Genomic DNA, 20,980 nt, shown 5'->3' on the forward strand with positions numbered 1-20,980 from the left:
TGGTAATATAACAGATTCAAAAAATTACTAATTCTATTTTGCCCAGTTAAAAACCAAAAAAGACCCTTATTCTATCTCTCGATAAAATAAAGGTCTTTTTAAAAATTATGCGTGAAAATTCGTTCCATCCGTTGTTGCTTCAATAATGCCGGCACGAATCACAAAGTCTCCAAAATGTTCTCCTTCGTTACGTTCCTTGGCATAACGTGGAAGGATGGATCCTAGCTCACTAAGGATCTCAGCTTCTCCGATATTTTCACGATACATCTTGCTTAAGCGGCTTCCATCAAAGGCAGCACCTAGATACATATTGTATTTTCCAGGGGCCTTACCAATGAATCCAATTTCCCCTAGGGCATGTCTTGCACAACCGTTTGGACAGCCAGTCATACGAATCGTTATTTCTTTATCTCTTAGTCCATTCTCTTCAACGATTTCTTCAATTTTATCGATAAGAGTTGGAAGATATCTCTCCGCTTCCGCCATGGCAAGACCACATGTTGGTAAAGATACGCAAGCTATTGAGCTACGACGTAACGCAGAGTGATGTTTCCCATCTGTTAAACCGTATTTTTCAAGTAGCTCAGTAATTTTTTTCTTTTTCTGAGAAGACACGCTACCAATGATTAAGTTTTGGTTCGCTGTTAAACGGAGATCTCCCGTATGAACCTTTGCAATTTCACGTAAGCCTGTTTTCAAAGGATAGCCATCGAAGTCAGCTATACGTCCACCTTGCACAAATAATGTAAAATGCCAATTTCCTTTTAGGCCTTTTACCCAACCATATCGATCACCATTATGATCAAATGAGTAAGGCTTTGCTTCTTCAAGCTCCCAGCCCAGTCGGTTTTCTAGCTCACGCTTCACATTTTCTAATCCTAAACGATCTACTGTGTACTTAAAACGCGCATTCTTACGTACGGAACGATTTCCATAGTCACGTTGGATGGTAATAATCTTCTCAGCCACATCGTATACTTGCTCTGGCTTACAGAAGCCGATGACTTTTGCAAGCTGCGGGTAAGTCGTCTTATCACCGTGTGACATTCCCATTCCGCCACCGATTGCCACGTTAAATCCAACCAGCTTTCCTTCTTCCACGATAGCAATATACCCTAGATCCTGTGAAAATACATCCACATCGTTCTCAGGAGGAATAGCCATACCAATTTTAAATTTACGAGGCAAGTAGAGTGGTCCATACATAGGTTCAACCTCTACATCAGGTGTTCCTGCCACTCTTTCTTCATCAAGCCAAATTTCATGATAGGCTCTTGTCCGAGGAAGTAAATCATCACTTAATTTCTTACCCCACTCGTATACCTCTGCATGAATTTCTGACTGATGTGGATTAGAAGTACTCATCACATTTCTATTGACATCTCCACATGCAGCAATTGTATCCATTAGAGATTGATTAATGCCTTGAATGGTACTTTTCATATTCCACTTAAGAATGCCATGGATTTGGAACGTTTGGCGAGTGGTTAATTTTAATGTACCATTTCCGTATTTTTCAGAAAGCTCATCCATCACCAACCACTGTTCAGGTGTCGCAACTCCACCTGGTAGTCGGACACGAAGCATGAACTGATAAGCTGGTTCAAGCTTTTGCTTTTGTCGTTCTGCACGCACATCACGGTCATCCTGTAAATAGCTTCCGTGATGCTTCATTAATCGATTGTCATCCTCTGGAATACCTGCACTGATTCGATCAAGCATTACTTCTTTTAGCGTTCCACGTAAGTAATCGCTTCGATCTTTTATTCCCTCTACATCACTAGGAGGGCCCTCGGGCGCTTTTAAAATTTCTTTCACTTCCACCATGCTAAAAACTCCTTTCACTCAAACTCAGTATACGTCACGCTGGTATCGCTTTTCTTTTTGCATGGAAGCTAAATAGCTTTCTGCTTCTTCACGACCCATGCTGCCTTCTTTTTCAATAATAGTAATTAACGTTTGATGCACGTCATGTGCCATATGTTTCTCATCACCACAAATATATACGACCGCTCCCTCTTGAAGCCACGCAAATACTTCTTTGCTTTGCTCAAGCATACGGTGCTGAACATAAACCTTTTCATTCGTATCTCTTGAAAATGCAACATCCATCTTTGTTAGGACGCCATCTTTCAACCATTTTTGCCATTCGGTTTGATATAAGAAATCCGTTACAAAGTGTTGGTCACCGAAGAACATCCATGACTTGCCCACAGCACCCGATTCTTCGCGCTCTTGCATAAATGCGCGGAATGGTGCAACACCTGTTCCTGGTCCTACCATGATAATTGGAGTTTCAGGGTTTTCAGGGAGCTTAAAGTTTGGATTATGTTGGATAAAGATTGGTAGCGTATCTCCTGCTTGTAGGCGCTCAGCTGTTAAAATCGAGCATACACCTTTTCTTTCACGTCCATGTGAATCATATCTGACCGCACCAATCGTCAAATGAACTTCATCTGGGTTTGCAGAAACACTACTTGCAATCGAGTATAAACGTGCAGGAAGCTTTCTTAATATAGAAACAAATTCCTGTGCGTTAGCTGTCCATGGGCCAAAATCTCGAAGCAAATCGAGTAAATCACGACCATGAATATACTCTCTTGCTTTTTCTGCATTTTCCGGTTTCACTAGCTCCTGTAACTCCTGATTCACCGAAAGCTTAGCTGCTTGTTCCATTAACGGCTTCGTTAATACCGTAACTTCAAAGTTGGTAAGTAACGCATCTTTTATCGTTTTTACTTCACCTTGTTTATTAACTGTCACTTTTTCATCTGCATTCCAATTCATTTCAGCAAGGATTTGCTCCACAAGCTCTGGATCGTTTTCTGGATAAATTCCTAAACTGTCACCTGGTTCATACGTTAATCCTGAACCCTCAAGAGATAACTCTAGATGACGAGTTTCTTTATTTGATCCACGACCATTTAAATTTAAGTTTTCCAATACTTCAGCACGGAAAGGGTTTGTTCTAGAATAAAGAGATTCTTCTGAAGCAACTTGTACTGCTGCACCTGCGGCCTGTGCTTGGCTTGCCGCAGTTCCAGCCTGACCAAGGGCCGATAGTACATTCTCAATCCATTCAGAAGCTGGTTCATCAAAATCTAAATCACAGTCTACTCTTTCAGTTAGTGACTTTCCACCTAACTCCTTTAGGCGCTCATCAAATTCTTTGCCTGTTTGACAGAAGAATTCGTATGAACTGTCCCCTAACGATAAAACTGCATAATTGAGTTCCTCTAATTTAGGAGCACGCTTTGAGTGTAAGTACTCATGGAAGGACAACGCATTATCTGGTGGTTCCCCCTCTCCATGTGTACTTGCAACTATTAATAGGTTTTGTAATTTCTTTAAATTATTTGGCTTAAAATCACTCATGGAAGAAATGGTTACTTGAAAACCATTGCTTTCAAGCGTTTTACCTGCTTTTGTAGCAAGTCTTTGTGCATTTCCTGTCTGTGAACCAAAAAGGATGGTCACTTCTTTCGACACTGGTTTTGAAGCCTCCACTGATAGAGCTACAGAAGCTGCTTCTGTAATAGTAGTTGCTGATGCTGCTTGAATAGCTGCTAAATATCCACTAAGCCAAACCTTCTGCGATTCAGTTAGTGTTGGCAGTATTTTGTTAAGAAGCTCTGCCTGCTCCTGACTAAACGGGCTGTTCATAACCTGAAGTTGCAACGATATCCACCTCACAAAAATATAAATAGACTAAATTCCCCAAAATTCGCAAAATATTATACGTGTTATTATATCTTAATTATTCCAATAAGTTAAGTCGGTTTTATTATTTAAACCGATAATTCTCTTCTATGATAACTACTTTACCTTAAGTTTAGCTATTGGTAAAATACATATAACTAATGATAATTATTAATATTTTTAATAATAAGGAGGGAATTGTATGTATTTTGATGAGTTAAAAACCTTTGTTACTCTAGTGGAAGTAAAAAACTTCACCAAAACAGCCGAACTCCTTCTCATGTCACAACCTAGTGTTAGTTTACATATTAAGAATTTAGAAAACGAGTTTCAAACGAAACTATTTATACGTTCTCCAAAACAACTGAAAATCACTCCTTCTGGAGAGATTTTGTATGATCGAGCCAAGCAGTTAATAAGCATGTATGAGCAGACCAAACAAGATATCCTCGACTTGCAAACATCTGTTAGAGGATCCTTGAAAATCGGGGCAAGCTTTACCATCGGGGAATATATTTTACCTTCTCTTCTCTATAACATCCAAAAGGAACATCAGGCGCTTGAACTTGAAGTGGTGATTGGGAATACGAAGGAAATTGTTCAATCTGTTAAAAGGCATGAAGTGGATATTGGTCTAATTGAAGGACAAACCAACGAAAAAGAGCTTTCTGTCCACCCTTTTTTAAAGGACGAACTTTTTGTTGTATCATCCGCTACTCATCCTCTTGCAACAATAAATAGAGACCTATTCATATCAGATCTTCAAAATCAAGTATGGGTGACAAGGGAGGTTGGGTCAGGGACTCGTGAATACTTAAACCATGTGATCCGTTCGAATGGATTAAAGGTTAAATCTCTTCTATCTATTAGCAGCAATCAAGGAATTAAGGAAACCATAAGCAAAGGCATGGGTCTTTCACTATTATCTAATAGCGTTATCCATAAAGAAGTAAAAAATGGAGAGTTAGCCATCATCCGCATTAAAGATTTTCAATTTCCTAGAACACTGTCTTATGTCTACTCTCCTACTATGAAAAAAAAGAAAAACGTGGAGCTTTTTATTACGAGCCTCCAAGAGATGTGGCCTTACCGCTCTGAATCGATTTAAGTATAGCTCGCTCCTCCCTCGGTTGCTTTCTTTTCCCTTTTCTTATTAATCTGTAGCAAAAAGAAAAGGGAAAAAATCATCATTTCAAGCGCAAATCCAAGCGTCGTCCACGATAAAAAGGCATATCTTAAATGAGCCATATTATTTTCAAACAGAACGACAACTAGAATTCCTAAAAGAAGACTAACAGGGGTAAGGTGAAGATTGGTTTGAAAGAGTTTTAAGTTATTCGTTATTCTTTGAATACAATATAAACTAAGTGCCATTTTACTTAACAGACAGGGCATCCATACGATTACAATAGCTAAGTCCAAGCGATCAAGAAAATCCGTTACATTTATTTGTTGAATCGTCAATATATTAGGATATGTTACATTTTCAACAATCCCTGCGCCAAGTACAGATATATTTAAAAAGAGTAAAATAAATAATAACAGAATTCCATGACTGATCCCTTTTATAAATGCCTTTTTTATGTGCTTCTTATAGGTGATATTTTCGAGAACTAGAAAGAAAATTACGATTTCTCCAATCCAAGGAAACATTAAAAAGGTTGATTTACTTAAATTTGAAAAGGTACCTGTTGTTAAAATGGGAACCAAATTTGGTAGTTCAATTTCATTTAACAATAATATTGGCAGTGATAGAATCATGGCTGTTAACGTAATAAACTGTATTACCGTTATTCTAGCTATTGCCTGTAAACCAGAAGCCGCTACATATAGTAAAGCAAGTGTGACTAAAATGGATAAAATTTCAATGGGTGTCTCAGGTAAAATATAAGATCTAAGATAATCAATAAATGCCCGTAAATCCCTAATATAGATACCTACAAGCAAAAGACCGATACTAATATTCAAGATTCTACTAGTAAATGATCTTGCTTGGAGGGTATTGTTTTTCGACTGATTGTTAGACTTCCTAAAAACGATTAAGATCAGGCCAATTACAATCATGTAAACTAGAATGGGTACTACCCATGTATATTGATGCGACACTTGTGTCATAACTTGAGCAAGTGTAATGAGGGTCCCTGTTAAAATAAAGTTCGCAATCATTAATGAAAGTTGAGATGGGGAAATTTGATTCATAGTTTTATCACCATCTTTGTTACGAATCCTATGTATTTATTGCAATAGTCTATAATTAAATTGATCGTATCAGTAAAAAAGAAGAAAGAGGAACAAGCTAAAGACAAAATCGTAACGAACAAAATTCGCTTTCTTTCTTTTTTATCCAATTTCTTATTTCCTCGATAAATTAGTGCCATATAAAGTAATAGTACTCCTCCAAAACAACATGCACCTAACAAACACATCATTCCTTTATGTTAATTCCAGGATTAATTGACCTCGTAATCTTTGAGCTTACTTTTACGTTGACCTCTAGCTCTGGTAATATTTCTCTCCAATTCTCTTTTAAATTCCGTTCCCATAACCTATTCTCATGTCTAAATAAATACCATCCCAGTCCATAAACATCTATTCCTTCCGACTTCGAATGATTCAAAAGTGTCAGTACTTGCTTTTGAATAGACGATTCTAAACTTTTCGTTACTTGATCGTATGTTTCTTGATTATTTAATTCAAGGTTTGGCTCATTTTGCATAACGGAGGCACTTATGTTAAAGCTTATTGTAAAAATTAGCTTTCCATTGATTAGTCTATAACTCACTTTATTATTCACTTTTTCAAAATGGACGTTTACCTCTCCATTTTCCTCAACAGGGAAAGTATAGTTTTTATGATTTTTTTTATTTAATAAAAATTTTGCACCTATAGTTTCCTCACTATTTGTAAAAAAAACGAGCTTATCCTCTTTTAGGATGGCGTAACCTTCTAGTTGTGCCTCCTTCTTCTTATCCTTTGAATTCCCATTTTCTGTTTCATTATTTAGAACCACAGGGATTACTGGGTCTTTCCCGGGTCTCCAAATATCATTTAATACATTTTTAACGTTTATCCCTTCGTTTTCCTTTGACAATTCCCGGAGTGCTTCAGATGATAGTTTTTCTAGATGTGGTTCCGAATTTAGAATCTGTAATGCTTCTCCTTTAGTTAAAAGCACATAGGCAGTTATTCTAGACTGTGGTTGATCCAGTAGCACATCAAGTGTTTTTTTAAAACCACTTCTAGCTAACTCCTCTCCAATGATAATGACTCTTCTATGGGAAAAATTAGTTTTACGAGACATTCTCCTTTGTAGTAAGTCATTACTTTCCCTTATATTTCTCCCGATTTCAGAATCAATATAATAGGGACCACCTTTTGTTCCTCCTCCTCCACCAGTGGATCCTGCACCACCCATCGCTCCTGGTAGAGGGATTTGTACAGAAGTCCTGAATTGATTTTCATCTATTTTGTCGTAACCGGTCATGGTAACAAAAGCTAAATCATTCACTTCTCTTCTATCCCAGCAGCCGGTTAAAACGAGCAAAGAAAGGATCAGTCCAAATATTTTTTTCATCCCATTCTATCCCTTTTATTTAAAGTAAACTGGTTTACTCACTAGTTTTTTTGTCTAATTACATTCCCACTCACATATTCGGTTGGTCTCTTCCTTAATGCCCACCAAGGGGCACGAATAAATACATCCTTTAGTTCACTCCAATTCAGTGGCCCAAGAGGAGAAAAGTAAGGGATTCCTAAGGATGTTAGTTTACATAAATGCGTTAAAATGACGATGGAGCCAAGTACAATTCCTAGTAATCCAAAGCTACCTCCAAGTACCATCATTGGAAAACGTAGCAGTCTAATGGAGATGGCCATATTAAAACGGGGAATCGTAAAAGAAGCAATACCTGTCATGGATACAATAATAACCATTGGAGCAGATACAATCCCTGCCTCTACAGCTGCTTGCCCGATTACAAGTGCTCCAAGGATACTTACGGATTGTCCAACCACCTTTGGCAATCGCACCCCTGCTTCTCTTAACGCTTCGAATGCAATCTCCATAATTAATGCTTCTATAAAAACAGGAAACGGGATCGCTTCCCTGCTGGCTGCTATACTAAATAATAAATTTGTTGGAATCATCTCCTGATGATACGTGGTAACTGCTACGTAAAAGGCAGGAAGAAGAAGTGCTAAAAAGATAAAAGTGATACGCAATACTCGTAAAAATATGGAAATATGGAATCGCTGATAATAATCTTCACTCGCTTGAAGAAACTGCCAAAAACTCACAGGTAGAATAAGAGCAAACGGGGTTCCATCCACCAAAATAATAATTCTTCCCTCTAATAAGTTGGCTGCGACTGTATCTGGTCTTTCCGTATTTTGCATTTGTGGAAAGAAACTCCACGGATTATCTTCTATAAACTCTTCAATATATCCACTTTCTAAGACACCATCAATTTTGATTTTATCTAATCGGCTAAAAACTTCCTTTACTAGGTTCTCGGGGGCTAGGTTGTCCATATACATAACAACTACTCCCGTTTTCGTTTCGGACCCAATTTCTTTTGATACTAATTTAAGGTGCCTTGATCGAATCTTTTTTCTAATTAAGGAAGTATTCACACCCAGTTGTTCTGTGAAACCTTCCCTTGGCCCTCTAATTGAAGCTTCTGTTTCAGGCTCAGCTACACCTCTATTTTGTCCACCCTTTACATCAAGCACCAATGCCTTTTCTAGCTGATCTACAAGTAGAATCGTGTTTCCTTCTAACACTTTTTTGATTAGATCATCAATCTTCGTAGACTCAAGTACATGATTCACGGAAAGAATTTGCTGCTCTAGGTATTCAACTGTTAGGTTCTTTATAGGAATGGATGTGAGGAGTTGATGTAATCCATGAAGCTCTTGACTGGCTCTATCTATTAACCCATCTACATAAACAACAGTAGCTTTTCGATTTTCAATCACGAGTGAACGGAATACGACATCATTACAGTCTATTAGTTCCTTCTTTATTGCCTCCACATTGGTTTCCAACTGTTGCTCAACAACCGGAGAATCCTTCGGGGTGATGTCTTCTAGCTTTTTAGGTCGAACGACTTTTTTCATTCTCATTACCCCATAATCAGTGATTTTCTCATCTTAATTTTTACCAAGATAGATAAATTGATACAGTAAATAACCAATCCGCAAAAAGAAGCCCTACTTGTAATATTTGCATTGAAGCTTATTAAAATTGTCGGTAGATTGTTCACAAGTTTAACAGAAGGAATAAAATAGATGCTTTTACTAATATAATAAAAGCATATAGAAGACCATCATTTTTTGATGGTCTTCTCTTAACTGGAGGTTACTAATTCAATGTTAATTAAGGTACACACTGATGATATTTAAGGAGAAGCCAACGATTGATTCAAATTACATACAGCAGCATCTGGCAAATGAACGTACATATCTTGCATGGATACGAACGAGTATAACGATTATTGGGGTTGGATTTTTAATAACTAATTTACATTTTTCGTTTATATCAAAAGATCAACTCGGGGATATACTAGCCCAAACGATTGGGTTAGCTTCTATTTTTGTAGGAATTATCACGATCATCCTTTCAACGATTGGATATTTTAAGAAAGGCCGAGACATCAACCATCAAACTTTCAATTATCCAAGAGTGATTACTTTATGTCTTTCCATTCTGCTTTTATTAACATTTTTATTCTTCGGTCTTTATTATGTATTTATTTGGGAACTGTTTTAAATGAGAAAAGGCGCCTGTCCATCGATATAGAATTGAGACAAGCACCTTAATTTTAAGTTTTCCAGCTTACAATATATCCATCCAAATCTTTATCGCTGTTGCTAAAATGAGTAGTGCAAGGACTACTTGAAGAATCTTTGTGTTTACTTTTTTCCCTGCCATCGCCCCTAGTGGTGAGGCAATTAAACTAGCTATAACCATGATTAAAGATGGCCAAAATTCTACTTGCCCCGTTGAAATTTTTCCAACAGTCGCACCAATAGAAGAGATAAATGTGATGGCAAGTGAGGAGGCAATGGTCATACGAGTGGGAATTTTTAATACAACAAGCATAATTGGTACTAAAAGAAAAGCACCAGCAGCTCCGACAATTCCAGAACCTATCCCAACGATAAATGCAAGGACCGCTGCCAGCCATTTATTGAATGTCACTTGATCTAATGGAATATCATCTAGACCTTTTTTAGGAATGAACATCATCACAGCTGCAATCAATGCTAAAATACCGTATATGATATTAATTCCACCTTCACTCATGAGCTTTGAACCAAAGCCCCCAATAAAGCTACCAACTAAAATACTTGCTCCCATATAAATGATTAATTTTTTATTTAAAAAGCCACCCTTTCGGTAAGCCCACACCCCACCGATCGTTGCAAAAAACACCTGAACAGCACTAATTCCGGATACTTCATGAGCACTAAAAGCTGCTAGACCGAATAAAGGTGGAATGTATAAAAGCATCGGATACTTAATGATTGAACCGCCAATTCCCAGCATTCCAGAAATGTATGAACCTATAAAACCAATTAAAAAGATGGTGATTATAAAACCTAAATCCATCGTTTTTTCCCCCTTTGAAAAAGCAAAAGCGCCTATTATGACGCTTGCTCTCTTAACCATTTTTCAGAAAAAGGGAACCTCATCTGGTTCCCTTATACATCAGCCTTTTTTAATCCAGAACTTTAATACTTCATTGTCCTCATCGTGTTTGATTAATTCATGACCACCTGATTTTGCCCATGCAGCAAGGTCATTTTTTGCCCCTTTATCGGTTGCATGAATTTCTAACACTTGACCGCTTTCTAATTCATTCATTGCTTTCTTTGTTTTTACGATTGGCATGGGACAAGCCAGCCCTTTTGCGTCTAATACTTTATTTGCTTCCATTTTTATTCCTCCTAGTATTGTTTTATCGAACCGCACAACGGTTTGGTCCGATTTCCATTTCACGTTGCTGCTCATCGTCTGGAGTGATTTTCCCCATATTTGTTTCACGGATTTGTTGGTATGCATTGGGTTGAGGTGGCAGGTTTTCCGTTACCACTCTTCTAAATTCATCTTCGTCTGCAATATTTAAACCGTGGTTTTTCTCAAATAGTGTTCCTAGTTTTTCTGACACACTTCCATCTTCATTTAACTCATCAATGATCATAAAATGAGCTGGAAGTACGATTAATTCCTCAGATAACTCTCTGTAACGCTTGTATAGACTTTCTCGTAAGTCTCCTACCCAATCCTGCGCTAGTCCTGCTAAATCTGGTCTTCCAATCGAATCGATGAACAAAATATCTCCTGAAAGTAAGAACTTCTCATCCACAATAAAGGAAGTGGATCCGATTGTGTGTCCTGGTGAATACAATGCATGGATATTGATTTTTACATTTCCGATTTCTACATCATTGCCATCTTCTAATGGTTGGTACGTAAATGTAACTTCCGTTGCATCCTTTGGAGGTAACCAGTACGTTGCATTTGTTTTTTCAGCAATTACTCTTCCACCAGAAATATGATCAGCATGAAGGTGAGTATCAAATACATGAGTGATCTTTGCTCCGATTGAGTTTGCAAAATCAAGGTACGTATCTGTCATACGAGTAGAGTCAATGATAGCTGCTTCGCCATTTGACACGACCATGTATGATAAACAGCCTTTTCCGATACGAACGAACTGATAAATTTCGCCACCGTCTTTTAAATCTCCAACCTTAACTGGTTCTAAGTGTTCACTCCACGCTTTCATTCCGCCAGCTAGATAAGATACACTACGTCCTGCTTCAGAAAGCATGTCAGCTACCATGATAGATGAACCTTCCTTGGCACAAACGACTAATACCTCTTTATCAGTTGGTACTTTATCAAGAATTTCTTCTACCCCATCTAATAGATCAAAGTACGGTACATTTAGATATTCAAAATTTTCGCCTTCAATTTTCCAATCTTGAAATGCATCTTCATTACGTACGTCTAAGATGAAGAATGCTTCTTTATTAAATACTTTCTTCGTCACTTCTTTTGCAGTCATTGCTTGAACAGTCATTATTCTTTTACCCCCTAGAGTATAATTGTTTTTAAAAATTTTTTATTAAAAAGTCAGTGTGATATCTGCGTCTTTAGCAAAATCTAAGAAGGTTACAGCTCCACCCACTTCAATTCCATCCACAAAGCTTTCTTTTTCTAATCCCATAACATCCATTGTCATTTGACATCCAATCAGTTTTACTCCCATCTCTTGAGCCATTTCAGCCAATTCTGGGATGGCTGGTACATTTGCTTTAGAAAATCCTTCTGCAAAATGTTCTTTTCCTTCCGGCATCGGAAGTTGTTTATTTGCCTCTTTATGAATTAAGTTTAATCCTTCAAAGGTGAAGAAAATTGCTACTTCTTGATCTGTTGCGGCAGCTGCTGTCGCGATGTTAAATACTTTATAAGCATCAAATAGGCCACCATTACTTGCGATAATTGCTACTTTAGTTGTCATTGTATTTCCTCCTAATTTCTTAATGCCACCGTGTGGTTGTATCTTGTGTTTCTTTATAGAACAGCTTAATTGTTGATACGATCCGTTGTTCCAGTCCACTGACTCATCCCTGGAATAACATTTAGTACGTTTGAAAATCCATTTTCAGCTAATTTCTGAGCTGCTAAATCGCTTCGGTTACCTGTGCGACATACGATATAGATGGTTTGATCTTGGTTTAATTCATTCATACGAGCTTCTAACTCACCAAGTGGAATAGAAATCGCATTCGGAATATGATTAAATGCATATTCTGCCGTTTCTCTTACATCTAGAACCATCATGTTTTCATTTGCTTCTAGCTTTGACTGTAGTTCCTCATTTGTCACTACATTTGGATGTTTTCTTTCGATGGTTTCATCGCTTGAAGACTTTCTTAGAAAATGCTTTAACACATCTCCTTCTTCCAAAGTACCTAGATATTGGTGTCCTGTACTTTCAGCCCATGCTTTAATATCTGCTTTTGATCCCTTATCTGTTGCTTGGACTTCCAATACTTGCCCTGCTTCTAATCCAGTCATTGCTTTTTTCGTTTTAACAATCGGCATCGGGCATGCTAATCCCTTTGCATCAAGAGTGACATTTGCTTTTAAGTTCTCCATAGTAACCTCCATCACTTTATACCATATAGGGTATATTTTATTTTAAAATTTTTTATTCTGTTTTACCTTCCCAAGAAAGCATACCACCTGTCATATTAATGACTTTGTATCCATAGCTTTCTAGAAATTGTGAAGCACTACCACTTCTACCACCAGAACGACAAACCATGATATATTCCTTTGATTTATCTAACTCATGCATACGGAACTCAATAAGGCCTAGTGGAATGTTTACTGCTCCAGGAATTTTCCCAGCCGCTACCTCATCTACTTCACGCACATCGATAATATCCAATGCTTTACCTTCGTTTAATAGTGCTTCTACTTCTTTGGCTGTCATTGTTTTCATTCTTTATTCCTCCTATATCTTATGACCAGGCGCTCATGCCGCCTTTTACATTCGTTATTTTTTTAAATCCTAACTTTTTTAGGGTTTTGCTAGCTTTTTGACTTCTCATTCCGCTTTGACAAATGACTACTACTTCTTTATCTTTTGAAATCTCATTTGATTTTTGAGATAGCACATGAAGTGGAATGTTTTTAAAGCCTTTGATGTGGTTTCCCTTATACTCAGCTGGCGTTCGAACATCCACAAATTGTTTATTTTTATCTTTTAATTCCTTTTTTAATTCAGCTGTTGTTATATTTCTAACACCCTTTGTCGGAATCATTCGTTGGATCATGAGTAGCAAGAACAATCCAATGAGAATGTAATTTACATATTCCATATTACTCTCTCCTTATTGATAGGGGAAAATCCCCTATCTTTCATTAAATAAATAGATTTACATTCCCATCTTCTGCATCAGCCAGATAAGCAGCTACACCCGCATATTCGACATTTTCAAGAAGCTCTTCTTCTTTAAGACCCAACAGATCCATTGTCATCGTACATGCCACTAATTTCACATCTTGCTCTTGTGCCATTTCGATTAACTGAGGTAGTGACATGGCGTTGTGCTTTTTCATCACACCTTTAATCATTTTTGGACCCATACCAGCAAAGTTCATTTTAGAAAGACCCATCTTATCTGCGCCTCTTGGCATCATTTTTTCGAACATTTTTTCCATGAATCCTTTTTTCACCATCATATTTTCTTCTTTACGGAGAGCATTTAACCCCCAGAATGTATGGAAGATGGTTACTTCATGATCGTAGGCTGCTGCACCATTTGCAATAATATAAGCTGCCATTGCTTTATCGTAATCTCCACTAAATAACACAATCGTAGTTTTTTTCTTTTCTGACATACTGTTACCTCCTAGATTTTTAATTCTATTTATATTTACGTATACTCGTATAGGTATATTATTGTTTAAAAAAATATAAATTGTGTTTAATGTTTTAAACTTCAATTTACCCCTATGGGTATAATGTTAAATGAATGACTCATCGATGTCAACCTTTTTTTATCTACTTTTTACAAGCAGGTTAACCGCTTCTTTGATCAGATCCTCTGCATTTGTTTCTTCGTTTTCTTTAGCTTTTTGTACACAGTCAACTAAATTAGAACTTACAATGACACCCATTGTACGATCAACAGCCGTTCGAACAGCTGATAATTGTGTTATCACTTCTTTACAGTCCTTATTTTCTTCCATCATTCTTAAAATCCCTCTAAGCTGCCCTTCCATACGCTTTACTCTATTTTGAATTTGAGTATTGTATTCCATATCCTTACCTCCTATTAACAAAGATTTTTTATACTAAGTTTATCTTCTTTCAATAGTTTTGAGTGATGACTAGCAAGGGTATATCCAATCACTTGAAACCCTTTCTTACGTAAAAGACGAATACCTACATTTTTTTCTAGATTGTTTGAAGCAATAATATATAGTTTACGATTGGGTATGGTAGTGCTAAATCTATTGAGATAAGCAACAGGTATGTTTATTGCACCCGGTACAGAGAATTTACTTGATTGGTTATAATCTCTTAAATCAATGATAGTGGATTTTGTTTCGATCTCTTCTCTGGGAATATAAGCTACAGAGAAAACCGGAAAATACCTTTCAAATAACACATATCCAATCACTAACAATAGAATGGTTACAAAAGTAATTTGAAATACCTCCTTAGGTGTTTGTCGATATGTACATATTATACCCCATTGGGTATAAAGTCAACCAGGAAATTTCTACCTCAAATAAAAAGGAAGGTAACCGAAGTAGTTACCTTCCTCATTTTTAATTTCTCTTCTATCTTACCGCACAACGATTCGGGCCAATCTCCATTTCCCTTTGTTGTTCTACATCTGGCATGATCTTCCCCATATTTGTTTCTCGAATTTCCTGGTATGAATTCGGCTGAGGTGGTAGGTTTTCCGTTACCACTTTTCTAAATTCATTCTCATCAACAATATTTAGTCCGTGATTTTGTTGATATAGTACACCAAGTTTTTCAGAAATACTTCCATTATCATTCATTTCATTTATTCCCATATAGTGAGCAGGCAAGACTAGCAGGTCATCTGCCAAGTCCTTGTAACGCGTATATAGCGTATTTCTTAAATCGCCTACCCAATCTTCTGCTTTACCAGCAAGGTCTGGGCGTCCAATAGAGTCAATAAACAGAATATCTCCTGTTAATAAATATTGGTCATCGATGACAAAAGAGGTACTCCCTATGGTATGACCCGGAGAGTAAACCGCCTTAATTGTCGTTTTACCAACTTGATACTCATCCCCGTCATTAATTTGTTGATACGTAAAATTTACTTCGGTGGCATCTTTAGGTGGAAGATAATAGGTTGCTCCCATTTTTTCAGCAAGCCTTCTCCCACCAGAAATATGGTCTGCATGTAGATGAGTATCAAGTACATGCGTCAATTTAATATGATGCTCTTTGATAAAAGTTTCATACGGTTCAATCATACGGCTTGTATCAATCATCGCACCTTCACCATTTGATTCAATCAAGTATGATAAACAACCTTTGCCTATCCGAACAAATTGATATAATGCTCCTCCATTTTTTAAATCGCCAATCTTGATCGGTTCTAAATATTCACTCCATGCTTTCATTCCACCCTCAACAGAATATACATCTGTAAAGCCCGCTTCTGCGATCTGTTGAGCCACAAATTCTGAGGATCCACCTTTAGCACATATGACATAAATAGTCCTATCTGTTGGTAATTTTTCCTTAATAGAGTCAACTCCTTCTAATAGATCAAAGTAAGGGGCGTTAATGATGTGAACACTTTTCCCTTCGATCTTCCAATCATCAAAATCATCCGTATTTCTTGCATCTAAAATAAACACTTCCTCATGTTTGATCACTTTTTTGGCAATTTCCTCTACGGAGATCGTTTTCACCGCTGTTTCTTTAGTCATTTTCTGCCTCCTTCATAAACGTTTATCCGTCTTTCTTGATTTATTATCTTTCCTTTTGACTTTTCCATGCCAAGATAGCTCCTACCATATTTTTTTACGAAAAAAAACGCATGACTCGGTATTTGAGTCATGCGTTTGCTATGTTATTTCTTTTTAATCCAGAACTTAATTAACTTATCATCTTGTTCCGTTTTTAGGATCGTGTGTCCAGCATTTTTTGACCAAGCTGGTAAATCGTTTAATGCCCCTTTATCCGTTACATGAAGCTCTAGCACCTGACCACTTCCTAATACCTCTATTCCTTTTTTCAATTTCACGATAGGCATTGGACAAGTTAAACCACTAACATCTACCAATGAATCCACTTGTAAGTCATCGGTGGTTTCTTCGATAACCGTTTCTCCCAGGTCGTTTGTTTTTGTTTCCACTTGATTGGCTATATTGCTTCCAAATACGGACGAATAGGTCTTCCATCCACCATCAACATTCTTTACTTTGAATCCATTATTTTTTAGAATACGGCTTGCTAAATACCCTCTTAACCCTACCTGACAACTTACATATATGGTCTGATCTTTAGGAATTTCATCTAATTTATTTCTGAGTTCATTTAACGAAATATTAATTGAACCGTCAATAAAGCCAAATTCACGTTCCATTGGTTCACGAACGTCAATCAGTAAACCACCTTCAGCAACGATTTGGTCTACTTCAAACCACTGAATATGTTCCAATTCACCATCCATAATATTTGTTGCTACATATCCAGCCATATTGACTGGATCTTTCGCTGATGAATACGGTGGAGCGTATGACAATTCTAAGTTTGTTAAGTCTTCTACTGTTAATCCACCTTTGATCGCTGTAGCTATGACATCCATTCGTTTATCTACACCATCTGCTCCAACCGCTTGAGCACCGTATATTTTCCCTGTTTCTTTATCAAAAATTAACTTAAGGGACATCGGTGCAGCTCCTGGGTAGTAGCCAGCATGTGAGCTTGGGTGAATATGAACGACTTCGTAAAATACCCCTAGTCGTTTTAGTGTTTTTTCATTATTCCCAGTAGCAGCGACGGTTAAATCAAACACTTTTGCAATAGAAGTCCCCATCGTTCCTTGATATTTCTCTTTTTTACCCATGATATTATTTGCTGCAATTCGTCCTTGACGGTTTGCAGGGCCAGCAAGTGGAATCATTGCCTTTGTACCACTAATATAGTCTACTACCTCAACGGCATCACCCACTGCGTATATATCCTCATTTGACGTTTGAAGATACTCATTTACAATAATACCTCCACGCTGTCCTAATTCGAGACCAGCTGATTTGGCCAACTCATTTTCAGGAATGACACCGATAGAAAGAATGGTCATATCTGTAGAAATTTCCAAACCATCAGAGAGGATGATTTTCTTTCCTTGATCTTCAAACGCTTTTACCCCATTTTCAAGAATTAGATGAACTCCTTTTTCTTTTAAATGAGCATGTAAAATACTCGCCATTTCAAAATCAATTGGTGCCATAATTTGATTAGCCATTTCAATAAGTGTTACTTCAATTCCTCGATCTACTAGGTTTTCCGCCATTTCAATACCTATAAATCCACCGCCAATAACAACCGCCTTTTTCGGATGAACATTATCTACATAGTTTTTTATTTTATCTGTATCCGGAATATTTCTTAATGTAAATAAGGTCTCATTTTCCTTTAGCCCTGGAATCGGTGGCACGATTGGTCTTGCCCCAGGAGATAATAATAACTTATCAAAAGATTCTTCATAAACATCCCCACTTTGGAGATTCTTTATGGTCACCTGTTTGTTATCCGGATCAATGCTCACTACTTCACTTAAGTTACGAATATCTAGCTTAAAGCGTTCTGACATACCCTTAATGGTTTGTACCAACAGCTTGCTTCTATCCTTAATCGTTTCCCCGATATAATAAGGTAATCCACAGTTTGCAAATGAAATATGCTCACCACGTTCGAAAAGAACGATTTCTACATCCTCACTAATTCTTCTTAATCTTGCTGCTGCTGTTGCTCCCCCAGCTACCCCGCCTACAATAACCACTTTCTGTGTCATATCTATTCCTCCAATAATTAATTTTTTATATAAACAACTAACTTTATTCATACGTTTAAGGTAATTATTAATACCTATATGGGTATTATAGAATATAAAAAAATAATGTAAACCCCTTTGGGTATAAGTTCACTTTTTCTTCACAATTACTCCCTATAGTCATCACCAACTCCCTTTTAGACACCTATCCGCTATTTGAGCATATGATAAGTTGATAAATTACCCTAGGGGGTGGAGCTGGCATGCAATATATCTATCATAATTATCCCTTTTACCATACTAATTTTCGAAATACTTTAGACGTCAGTTTAATAAACGATATTCAAAAAGCAATTAATGGGGAATATGGAGCCATAGAATGTTACGGTAAATTAGCTAGAATGGCAAAAACTCAGGTTGAAAAAGATCAAATTCTTGAAATACGTCAGGATGAGATACGCCACTTTGAGGAGTTCAGTAGAATTTACAGAGAGTTAACGGGCAGACAACCGGTTGCTGAAAGCATTGAAAAGTGTCCTGATCAGTATAAAGAGGGTGTAGAGTTTGCATTTAGAGATGAACAAGAAACGGTAGACTTTTACCTAGATATTGCAGATAAGTCCCAAAATCCCGTTATTAAAGAAACTTTTCGTCGCGCTGCTGCTGATGAACAAAATCACGCCGTATGGTTTTTATACTTTTTATTAAATAAACAAATGATTCCAACCACTAGTCGCCAGCCTAATAATTACGGAGCTCAAGGTGCATTAAATGATAATGAATGATAAACGTTACAACCATGTAACGCAGTGTTACTTATTAAAAAAGACACAATCCTTTGAAAGGATTGTGTCTTACTAATATTTCTATTCAACCGTTACTGATTTGGCAAGGTTTCTTGGCTTATCTACGTCACACTCACGATGAAGTGCTGCATAGTAAGCGATCAGCTGGGTTGGAATGACAGAGACTAAAGGTGTTAAAATTTCGTGTACTTCTGGAATAACAAAACGATCTTCTTCCATTTCTAAGCCTTTCATAGAAATGATACATGGGTTTGCTCCACGAGCTACTACCTCTTTCACATTTCCACGAATACTTAGGTTTACACTTTCTTGAGTTGCTAGAGCTATAATTGGAGTACCATCTTCGATTAAAGCAATTGTTCCATGCTTTAATTCTCCCCCTGCAAAGCCCTCAGCTTGAATATAAGAGATTTCCTTCAGCTTTAGTGAAGCTTCTAGGACTACATAGAAGTCGATTCCACGACCAATAAAGAATGCATTTCTAGTAGTTGATAAATATTCACGTGCAATGGCTTCAAACTCATCTTTAGAATCACAAAGTACTTCGATGGCATTTGCTACAATTCCTAGCTCATGAATTAGGTCAAAGCTCACTTCAAGGCCTCGTTTTTTTGCAATTACTTCTGACAAGATAGATAGAACCGCAATTTGTGCCGTGTAAGCTTTTGTAGATGCAACCGCAATCTCTGGACCAGCATGAAGTAGCAGTGTATAGTCGGCTTCACGTGACAATGTAGAACCTGGTACATTCGTTACCGTTAACGTCTTATAACCAAGTTTCTTCACATGAACTAGTACTTGACGGCTATCTGCAGTCTCACCACTTTGAGAAATAAAGATAAATAGTGGATTTGCAGATAATAATGGTGTGTTATAAGCAAACTCACTCGCAATATGAACCTCAACTGGGATTTGAGCAATTTTTTCGATTAACTGCTTCCCAACAAGTCCAGCGTGATAAGAAGTTCCTGCCGCAATGATATACACTCGATCAGATTGATCCACTGCTTCCACGATATCTTGGTCAATTACAAGCTGACCTGACTCATTTTGGTACTGTTGAATGATTTTACGAATAACCGCTGGCTGCTCATCAATTTCCTTCAACATGTAGTGAGGATATGTGCCTTTTTCAATATCGCTTGCATCAAGCTCTGCTGTATAAGGAGCACGAGTAATGGTTTCACCTTCAAGGTTTTGAATGGTTACTCCATCTTTCATAACAATTACTACTTCTTTATCCATTAGTTCTACATATTGGTTAGTCACTTGAAGCATCGCCATTGCATCACTAGCCACTACATTGAACCCGTCTCCAAGACCAACTAGAAGAGGACTCTTGTTTTTCGCAACAAAGATCGTCTCATTATTTTGAGAGTCAAGCAATGCCAGGGCATATGAACCCTTCAAAAGTTTCAATGTTTTACGAAATGCAGCTTCTACTTCAAGTCCTTCACTCACGAATAAATCTATTAATTGAACGATAACTTCCGTATCTGTGTCACTCTCAAAGTGAACATTTTGTAGATACTCTTTCTTTAACAAGTCATAGTTCTCAATAACTCCATTATGAACAAGTGTTAAACGAGTCGTAGAACTTTGATGTGGATGAGCATTCACTTTGCTTGGTACCCCGTGTGTTGCCCAGCGAGTGTGACCAATTCCTGTGTTTGCCATTACACCTAAGTCAACAATTTCACGTAAGTCTGCAATACGTCCCTTTTCCTTAAAAACATGAACGCCTGTATCATTCATTACTGCAATACCAGCAGAATCATAACCTCTATATTCAAGCTTTTCTAGCCCTTTTAATAATATTTCCTTTGAGTCATTATTACCGATATATCCAACGATTCCACACATAAGTGTAATTCCTCCTAATATATGGAGGCAAGTTG

Annotated in this window: 20 protein-coding genes; 3 read left to right on the top strand and 17 right to left on the bottom strand. The window is 37.3% G+C overall.

Translation table 11 applies throughout. The features are described 5' to 3' along the window. Positions 1-105: 105 nt before the first annotated feature. Positions 106-1,827, bottom strand: coding sequence for an assimilatory sulfite reductase (NADPH) hemoprotein subunit (cysI, locus tag ACVBAX_RS22115; protein WP_447118880.1), 1,722 nt, complete (start codon positions 1,825-1,827; stop codon positions 106-108). 24 nt (positions 1,828-1,851) lie between these two features. Then, complete coding sequence (locus ACVBAX_RS22120; RefSeq protein WP_447118882.1) at positions 1,852-3,678, bottom strand: assimilatory sulfite reductase (NADPH) flavoprotein subunit; 1,827 nt, start codon at positions 3,676-3,678, stop codon at positions 1,852-1,854. Between the two features lie 223 nt (positions 3,679-3,901). On the opposite strand from ACVBAX_RS22120, the gene ACVBAX_RS22125 reads away from it, so the two are divergent. Further along, a complete protein-coding gene (locus ACVBAX_RS22125) occupies positions 3,902-4,807 on the top strand; it encodes a LysR family transcriptional regulator (RefSeq protein WP_447118884.1) in 906 nt (301 codons plus the stop codon). Here the strand turns inward: ACVBAX_RS22125 and ACVBAX_RS22130 are convergent. The 3 genes from ACVBAX_RS22130 to ACVBAX_RS22140 all read right to left on the bottom strand — a co-directional run bounded on the left by ACVBAX_RS22130 (position 4,804) and on the right by ACVBAX_RS22140 (position 8,817). Further along, positions 4,804-5,898, bottom strand: a complete 1,095-nt coding sequence (locus ACVBAX_RS22130) for a GerAB/ArcD/ProY family transporter (protein ID WP_447118886.1) — start codon at positions 5,896-5,898, stop codon at positions 4,804-4,806. The genes ACVBAX_RS22125 and ACVBAX_RS22130 overlap by 4 nt on opposite strands. 226 nt (positions 5,899-6,124) lie before the next feature. Then, the gene (locus tag ACVBAX_RS22135) at positions 6,125-7,273 is read right to left on the bottom strand and encodes a Ger(x)C family spore germination protein (protein WP_447118888.1); all 1,149 of its coding nucleotides are present in this window, start codon (positions 7,271-7,273) and stop codon (positions 6,125-6,127) included. Positions 7,274-7,314: 41 nt separating this feature from the next. Continuing rightward, a complete protein-coding gene (locus ACVBAX_RS22140) occupies positions 7,315-8,817 on the bottom strand; it encodes a spore germination protein (protein ID WP_447118890.1) in 1,503 nt (500 codons plus the stop codon). Positions 8,818-9,091: 274 nt separating this feature from the next. On the opposite strand from ACVBAX_RS22140, the gene ACVBAX_RS22145 reads away from it, so the two are divergent. After that, complete coding sequence (locus ACVBAX_RS22145) at positions 9,092-9,469, top strand: YidH family protein (RefSeq protein WP_447118892.1); 378 nt, start codon at positions 9,092-9,094, stop codon at positions 9,467-9,469. Positions 9,470-9,535: 66 nt separating this feature from the next. On the opposite strand, the gene ACVBAX_RS22150 is transcribed toward ACVBAX_RS22145, so the two are convergent. The 11 genes from ACVBAX_RS22150 to ACVBAX_RS22200 all read right to left on the bottom strand — a co-directional run bounded on the left by ACVBAX_RS22150 (position 9,536) and on the right by ACVBAX_RS22200 (position 18,297). Beyond that, positions 9,536-10,312 carry a sulfite exporter TauE/SafE family protein gene (locus ACVBAX_RS22150; RefSeq protein WP_447118894.1) on the bottom strand — a complete coding sequence of 259 codons (777 nt, stop codon included), beginning with the start codon at positions 10,310-10,312 and terminating at the stop codon, positions 9,536-9,538. Positions 10,313-10,411: 99 nt separating this feature from the next. Next, positions 10,412-10,639, bottom strand: a complete 228-nt coding sequence (locus ACVBAX_RS22155; RefSeq protein ID WP_430776696.1) for a sulfurtransferase TusA family protein — start codon at positions 10,637-10,639, stop codon at positions 10,412-10,414. 22 nt (positions 10,640-10,661) lie between these two features. Further along, entirely contained in the window at positions 10,662-11,789 is a 1,128-nt protein-coding gene (locus tag ACVBAX_RS22160; RefSeq protein WP_447118896.1) for an MBL fold metallo-hydrolase, read from the bottom strand. A 45-nt stretch (positions 11,790-11,834) separates the two neighbouring features. Beyond that, entirely contained in the window at positions 11,835-12,230 is a 396-nt protein-coding gene (locus tag ACVBAX_RS22165) for a DsrE/DsrF/DrsH-like family protein (RefSeq protein WP_447118898.1), read from the bottom strand. A 65-nt stretch (positions 12,231-12,295) separates the two neighbouring features. Further along, positions 12,296-12,871, bottom strand: coding sequence for a sulfurtransferase TusA family protein (locus ACVBAX_RS22170; protein WP_447118900.1), 576 nt, complete (start codon positions 12,869-12,871; stop codon positions 12,296-12,298). A gap of 52 nt (positions 12,872-12,923) precedes the next feature. After that, positions 12,924-13,220, bottom strand: coding sequence for a rhodanese-like domain-containing protein (locus tag ACVBAX_RS22175; RefSeq protein ID WP_391560336.1), 297 nt, complete (start codon positions 13,218-13,220; stop codon positions 12,924-12,926). Positions 13,221-13,239: 19 nt separating this feature from the next. Beyond that, entirely contained in the window at positions 13,240-13,599 is a 360-nt protein-coding gene (locus tag ACVBAX_RS22180) for a rhodanese-like domain-containing protein (protein ID WP_447118902.1), read from the bottom strand. A gap of 43 nt (positions 13,600-13,642) precedes the next feature. Next, positions 13,643-14,122, bottom strand: coding sequence for a DsrE/DsrF/DrsH-like family protein (locus ACVBAX_RS22185; RefSeq protein ID WP_066059137.1), 480 nt, complete (start codon positions 14,120-14,122; stop codon positions 13,643-13,645). Between the two features lie 159 nt (positions 14,123-14,281). Then, entirely contained in the window at positions 14,282-14,545 is a 264-nt protein-coding gene (locus ACVBAX_RS22190) for a metal-sensitive transcriptional regulator (protein ID WP_430776691.1), read from the bottom strand. Between the two features lie 525 nt (positions 14,546-15,070). Further along, complete coding sequence (locus ACVBAX_RS22195; RefSeq protein ID WP_447118905.1) at positions 15,071-16,207, bottom strand: MBL fold metallo-hydrolase; 1,137 nt, start codon at positions 16,205-16,207, stop codon at positions 15,071-15,073. Between the two features lie 143 nt (positions 16,208-16,350). Next, the gene (locus ACVBAX_RS22200) at positions 16,351-18,297 is read right to left on the bottom strand and encodes a CoA-disulfide reductase (protein WP_447118907.1); all 1,947 of its coding nucleotides are present in this window, start codon (positions 18,295-18,297) and stop codon (positions 16,351-16,353) included. Positions 18,298-18,539: 242 nt separating this feature from the next. On the opposite strand from ACVBAX_RS22200, the gene ACVBAX_RS22205 reads away from it, so the two are divergent. After that, the gene (locus ACVBAX_RS22205; RefSeq protein WP_447118909.1) at positions 18,540-19,061 is read left to right on the top strand and encodes a ferritin-like domain-containing protein; all 522 of its coding nucleotides are present in this window, start codon (positions 18,540-18,542) and stop codon (positions 19,059-19,061) included. An 81-nt stretch (positions 19,062-19,142) separates the two neighbouring features. On the opposite strand, the gene glmS is transcribed toward ACVBAX_RS22205, so the two are convergent. After that, positions 19,143-20,945 (bottom strand): glutamine--fructose-6-phosphate transaminase (isomerizing), encoded by a 1,803-nt coding sequence (glmS, locus tag ACVBAX_RS22210; RefSeq protein WP_447118911.1) that lies wholly within the window; start codon positions 20,943-20,945, stop codon positions 19,143-19,145. Positions 20,946-20,980 lie beyond the last annotated feature (35 nt).

This window comes from Robertmurraya sp. GLU-23 (genome assembly GCF_052983275.1).

Excerpts from the sequence above, each read along its gene's own strand:
- ACVBAX_RS22185 (WP_066059137.1), bottom strand. The coding sequence starts at position 14,122 with ATGTCAGAAAAGAAAAAAACTACGATTGTGTTATTTAGTGGAGATTAC.
- ACVBAX_RS22140 (WP_447118890.1), bottom strand. The coding sequence starts at position 8,817 with ATGAAAAAAGTCGTTCGACCTAAAAAGCTAGAAGACATCACCCCGAAG.
- ACVBAX_RS22195 (WP_447118905.1), bottom strand. The coding sequence starts at position 16,207 with ATGACTAAAGAAACAGCGGTGAAAACGATCTCCGTAGAGGAAATTGCC.
- ACVBAX_RS22150 (WP_447118894.1), bottom strand. The coding sequence starts at position 10,312 with ATGGATTTAGGTTTTATAATCACCATCTTTTTAATTGGTTTTATAGGT.
- ACVBAX_RS22125 (WP_447118884.1), top strand. The coding sequence starts at position 3,902 with ATGTATTTTGATGAGTTAAAAACCTTTGTTACTCTAGTGGAAGTAAAA.
- ACVBAX_RS22170 (WP_447118900.1), bottom strand. The coding sequence starts at position 12,871 with ATGGAGAACTTAAAAGCAAATGTCACTCTTGATGCAAAGGGATTAGCA.
- ACVBAX_RS22180 (WP_447118902.1), bottom strand. The coding sequence starts at position 13,599 with ATGGAATATGTAAATTACATTCTCATTGGATTGTTCTTGCTACTCATG.
- ACVBAX_RS22145 (WP_447118892.1), top strand. The coding sequence starts at position 9,092 with ATGATATTTAAGGAGAAGCCAACGATTGATTCAAATTACATACAGCAG.
- ACVBAX_RS22160 (WP_447118896.1), bottom strand. The coding sequence starts at position 11,789 with ATGACTGTTCAAGCAATGACTGCAAAAGAAGTGACGAAGAAAGTATTT.
- ACVBAX_RS22165 (WP_447118898.1), bottom strand. The coding sequence starts at position 12,230 with ATGACAACTAAAGTAGCAATTATCGCAAGTAATGGTGGCCTATTTGAT.
- ACVBAX_RS22205 (WP_447118909.1), top strand. The coding sequence starts at position 18,540 with ATGCAATATATCTATCATAATTATCCCTTTTACCATACTAATTTTCGA.
- ACVBAX_RS22190 (WP_430776691.1), bottom strand. The coding sequence starts at position 14,545 with ATGGAATACAATACTCAAATTCAAAATAGAGTAAAGCGTATGGAAGGG.
- ACVBAX_RS22200 (WP_447118907.1), bottom strand. The coding sequence starts at position 18,297 with ATGACACAGAAAGTGGTTATTGTAGGCGGGGTAGCTGGGGGAGCAACA.
- glmS (WP_447118911.1), bottom strand. The coding sequence starts at position 20,945 with ATGTGTGGAATCGTTGGATATATCGGTAATAATGACTCAAAGGAAATA.
- ACVBAX_RS22175 (WP_391560336.1), bottom strand. The coding sequence starts at position 13,220 with ATGAAAACAATGACAGCCAAAGAAGTAGAAGCACTATTAAACGAAGGT.
- ACVBAX_RS22155 (WP_430776696.1), bottom strand. The coding sequence starts at position 10,639 with ATGGAAGCAAATAAAGTATTAGACGCAAAAGGGCTGGCTTGTCCCATG.
- ACVBAX_RS22135 (WP_447118888.1), bottom strand. The coding sequence starts at position 7,273 with ATGAAAAAAATATTTGGACTGATCCTTTCTTTGCTCGTTTTAACCGGC.
- ACVBAX_RS22130 (WP_447118886.1), bottom strand. The coding sequence starts at position 5,898 with ATGAATCAAATTTCCCCATCTCAACTTTCATTAATGATTGCGAACTTT.
- cysI (WP_447118880.1), bottom strand. The coding sequence starts at position 1,827 with ATGGTGGAAGTGAAAGAAATTTTAAAAGCGCCCGAGGGCCCTCCTAGT.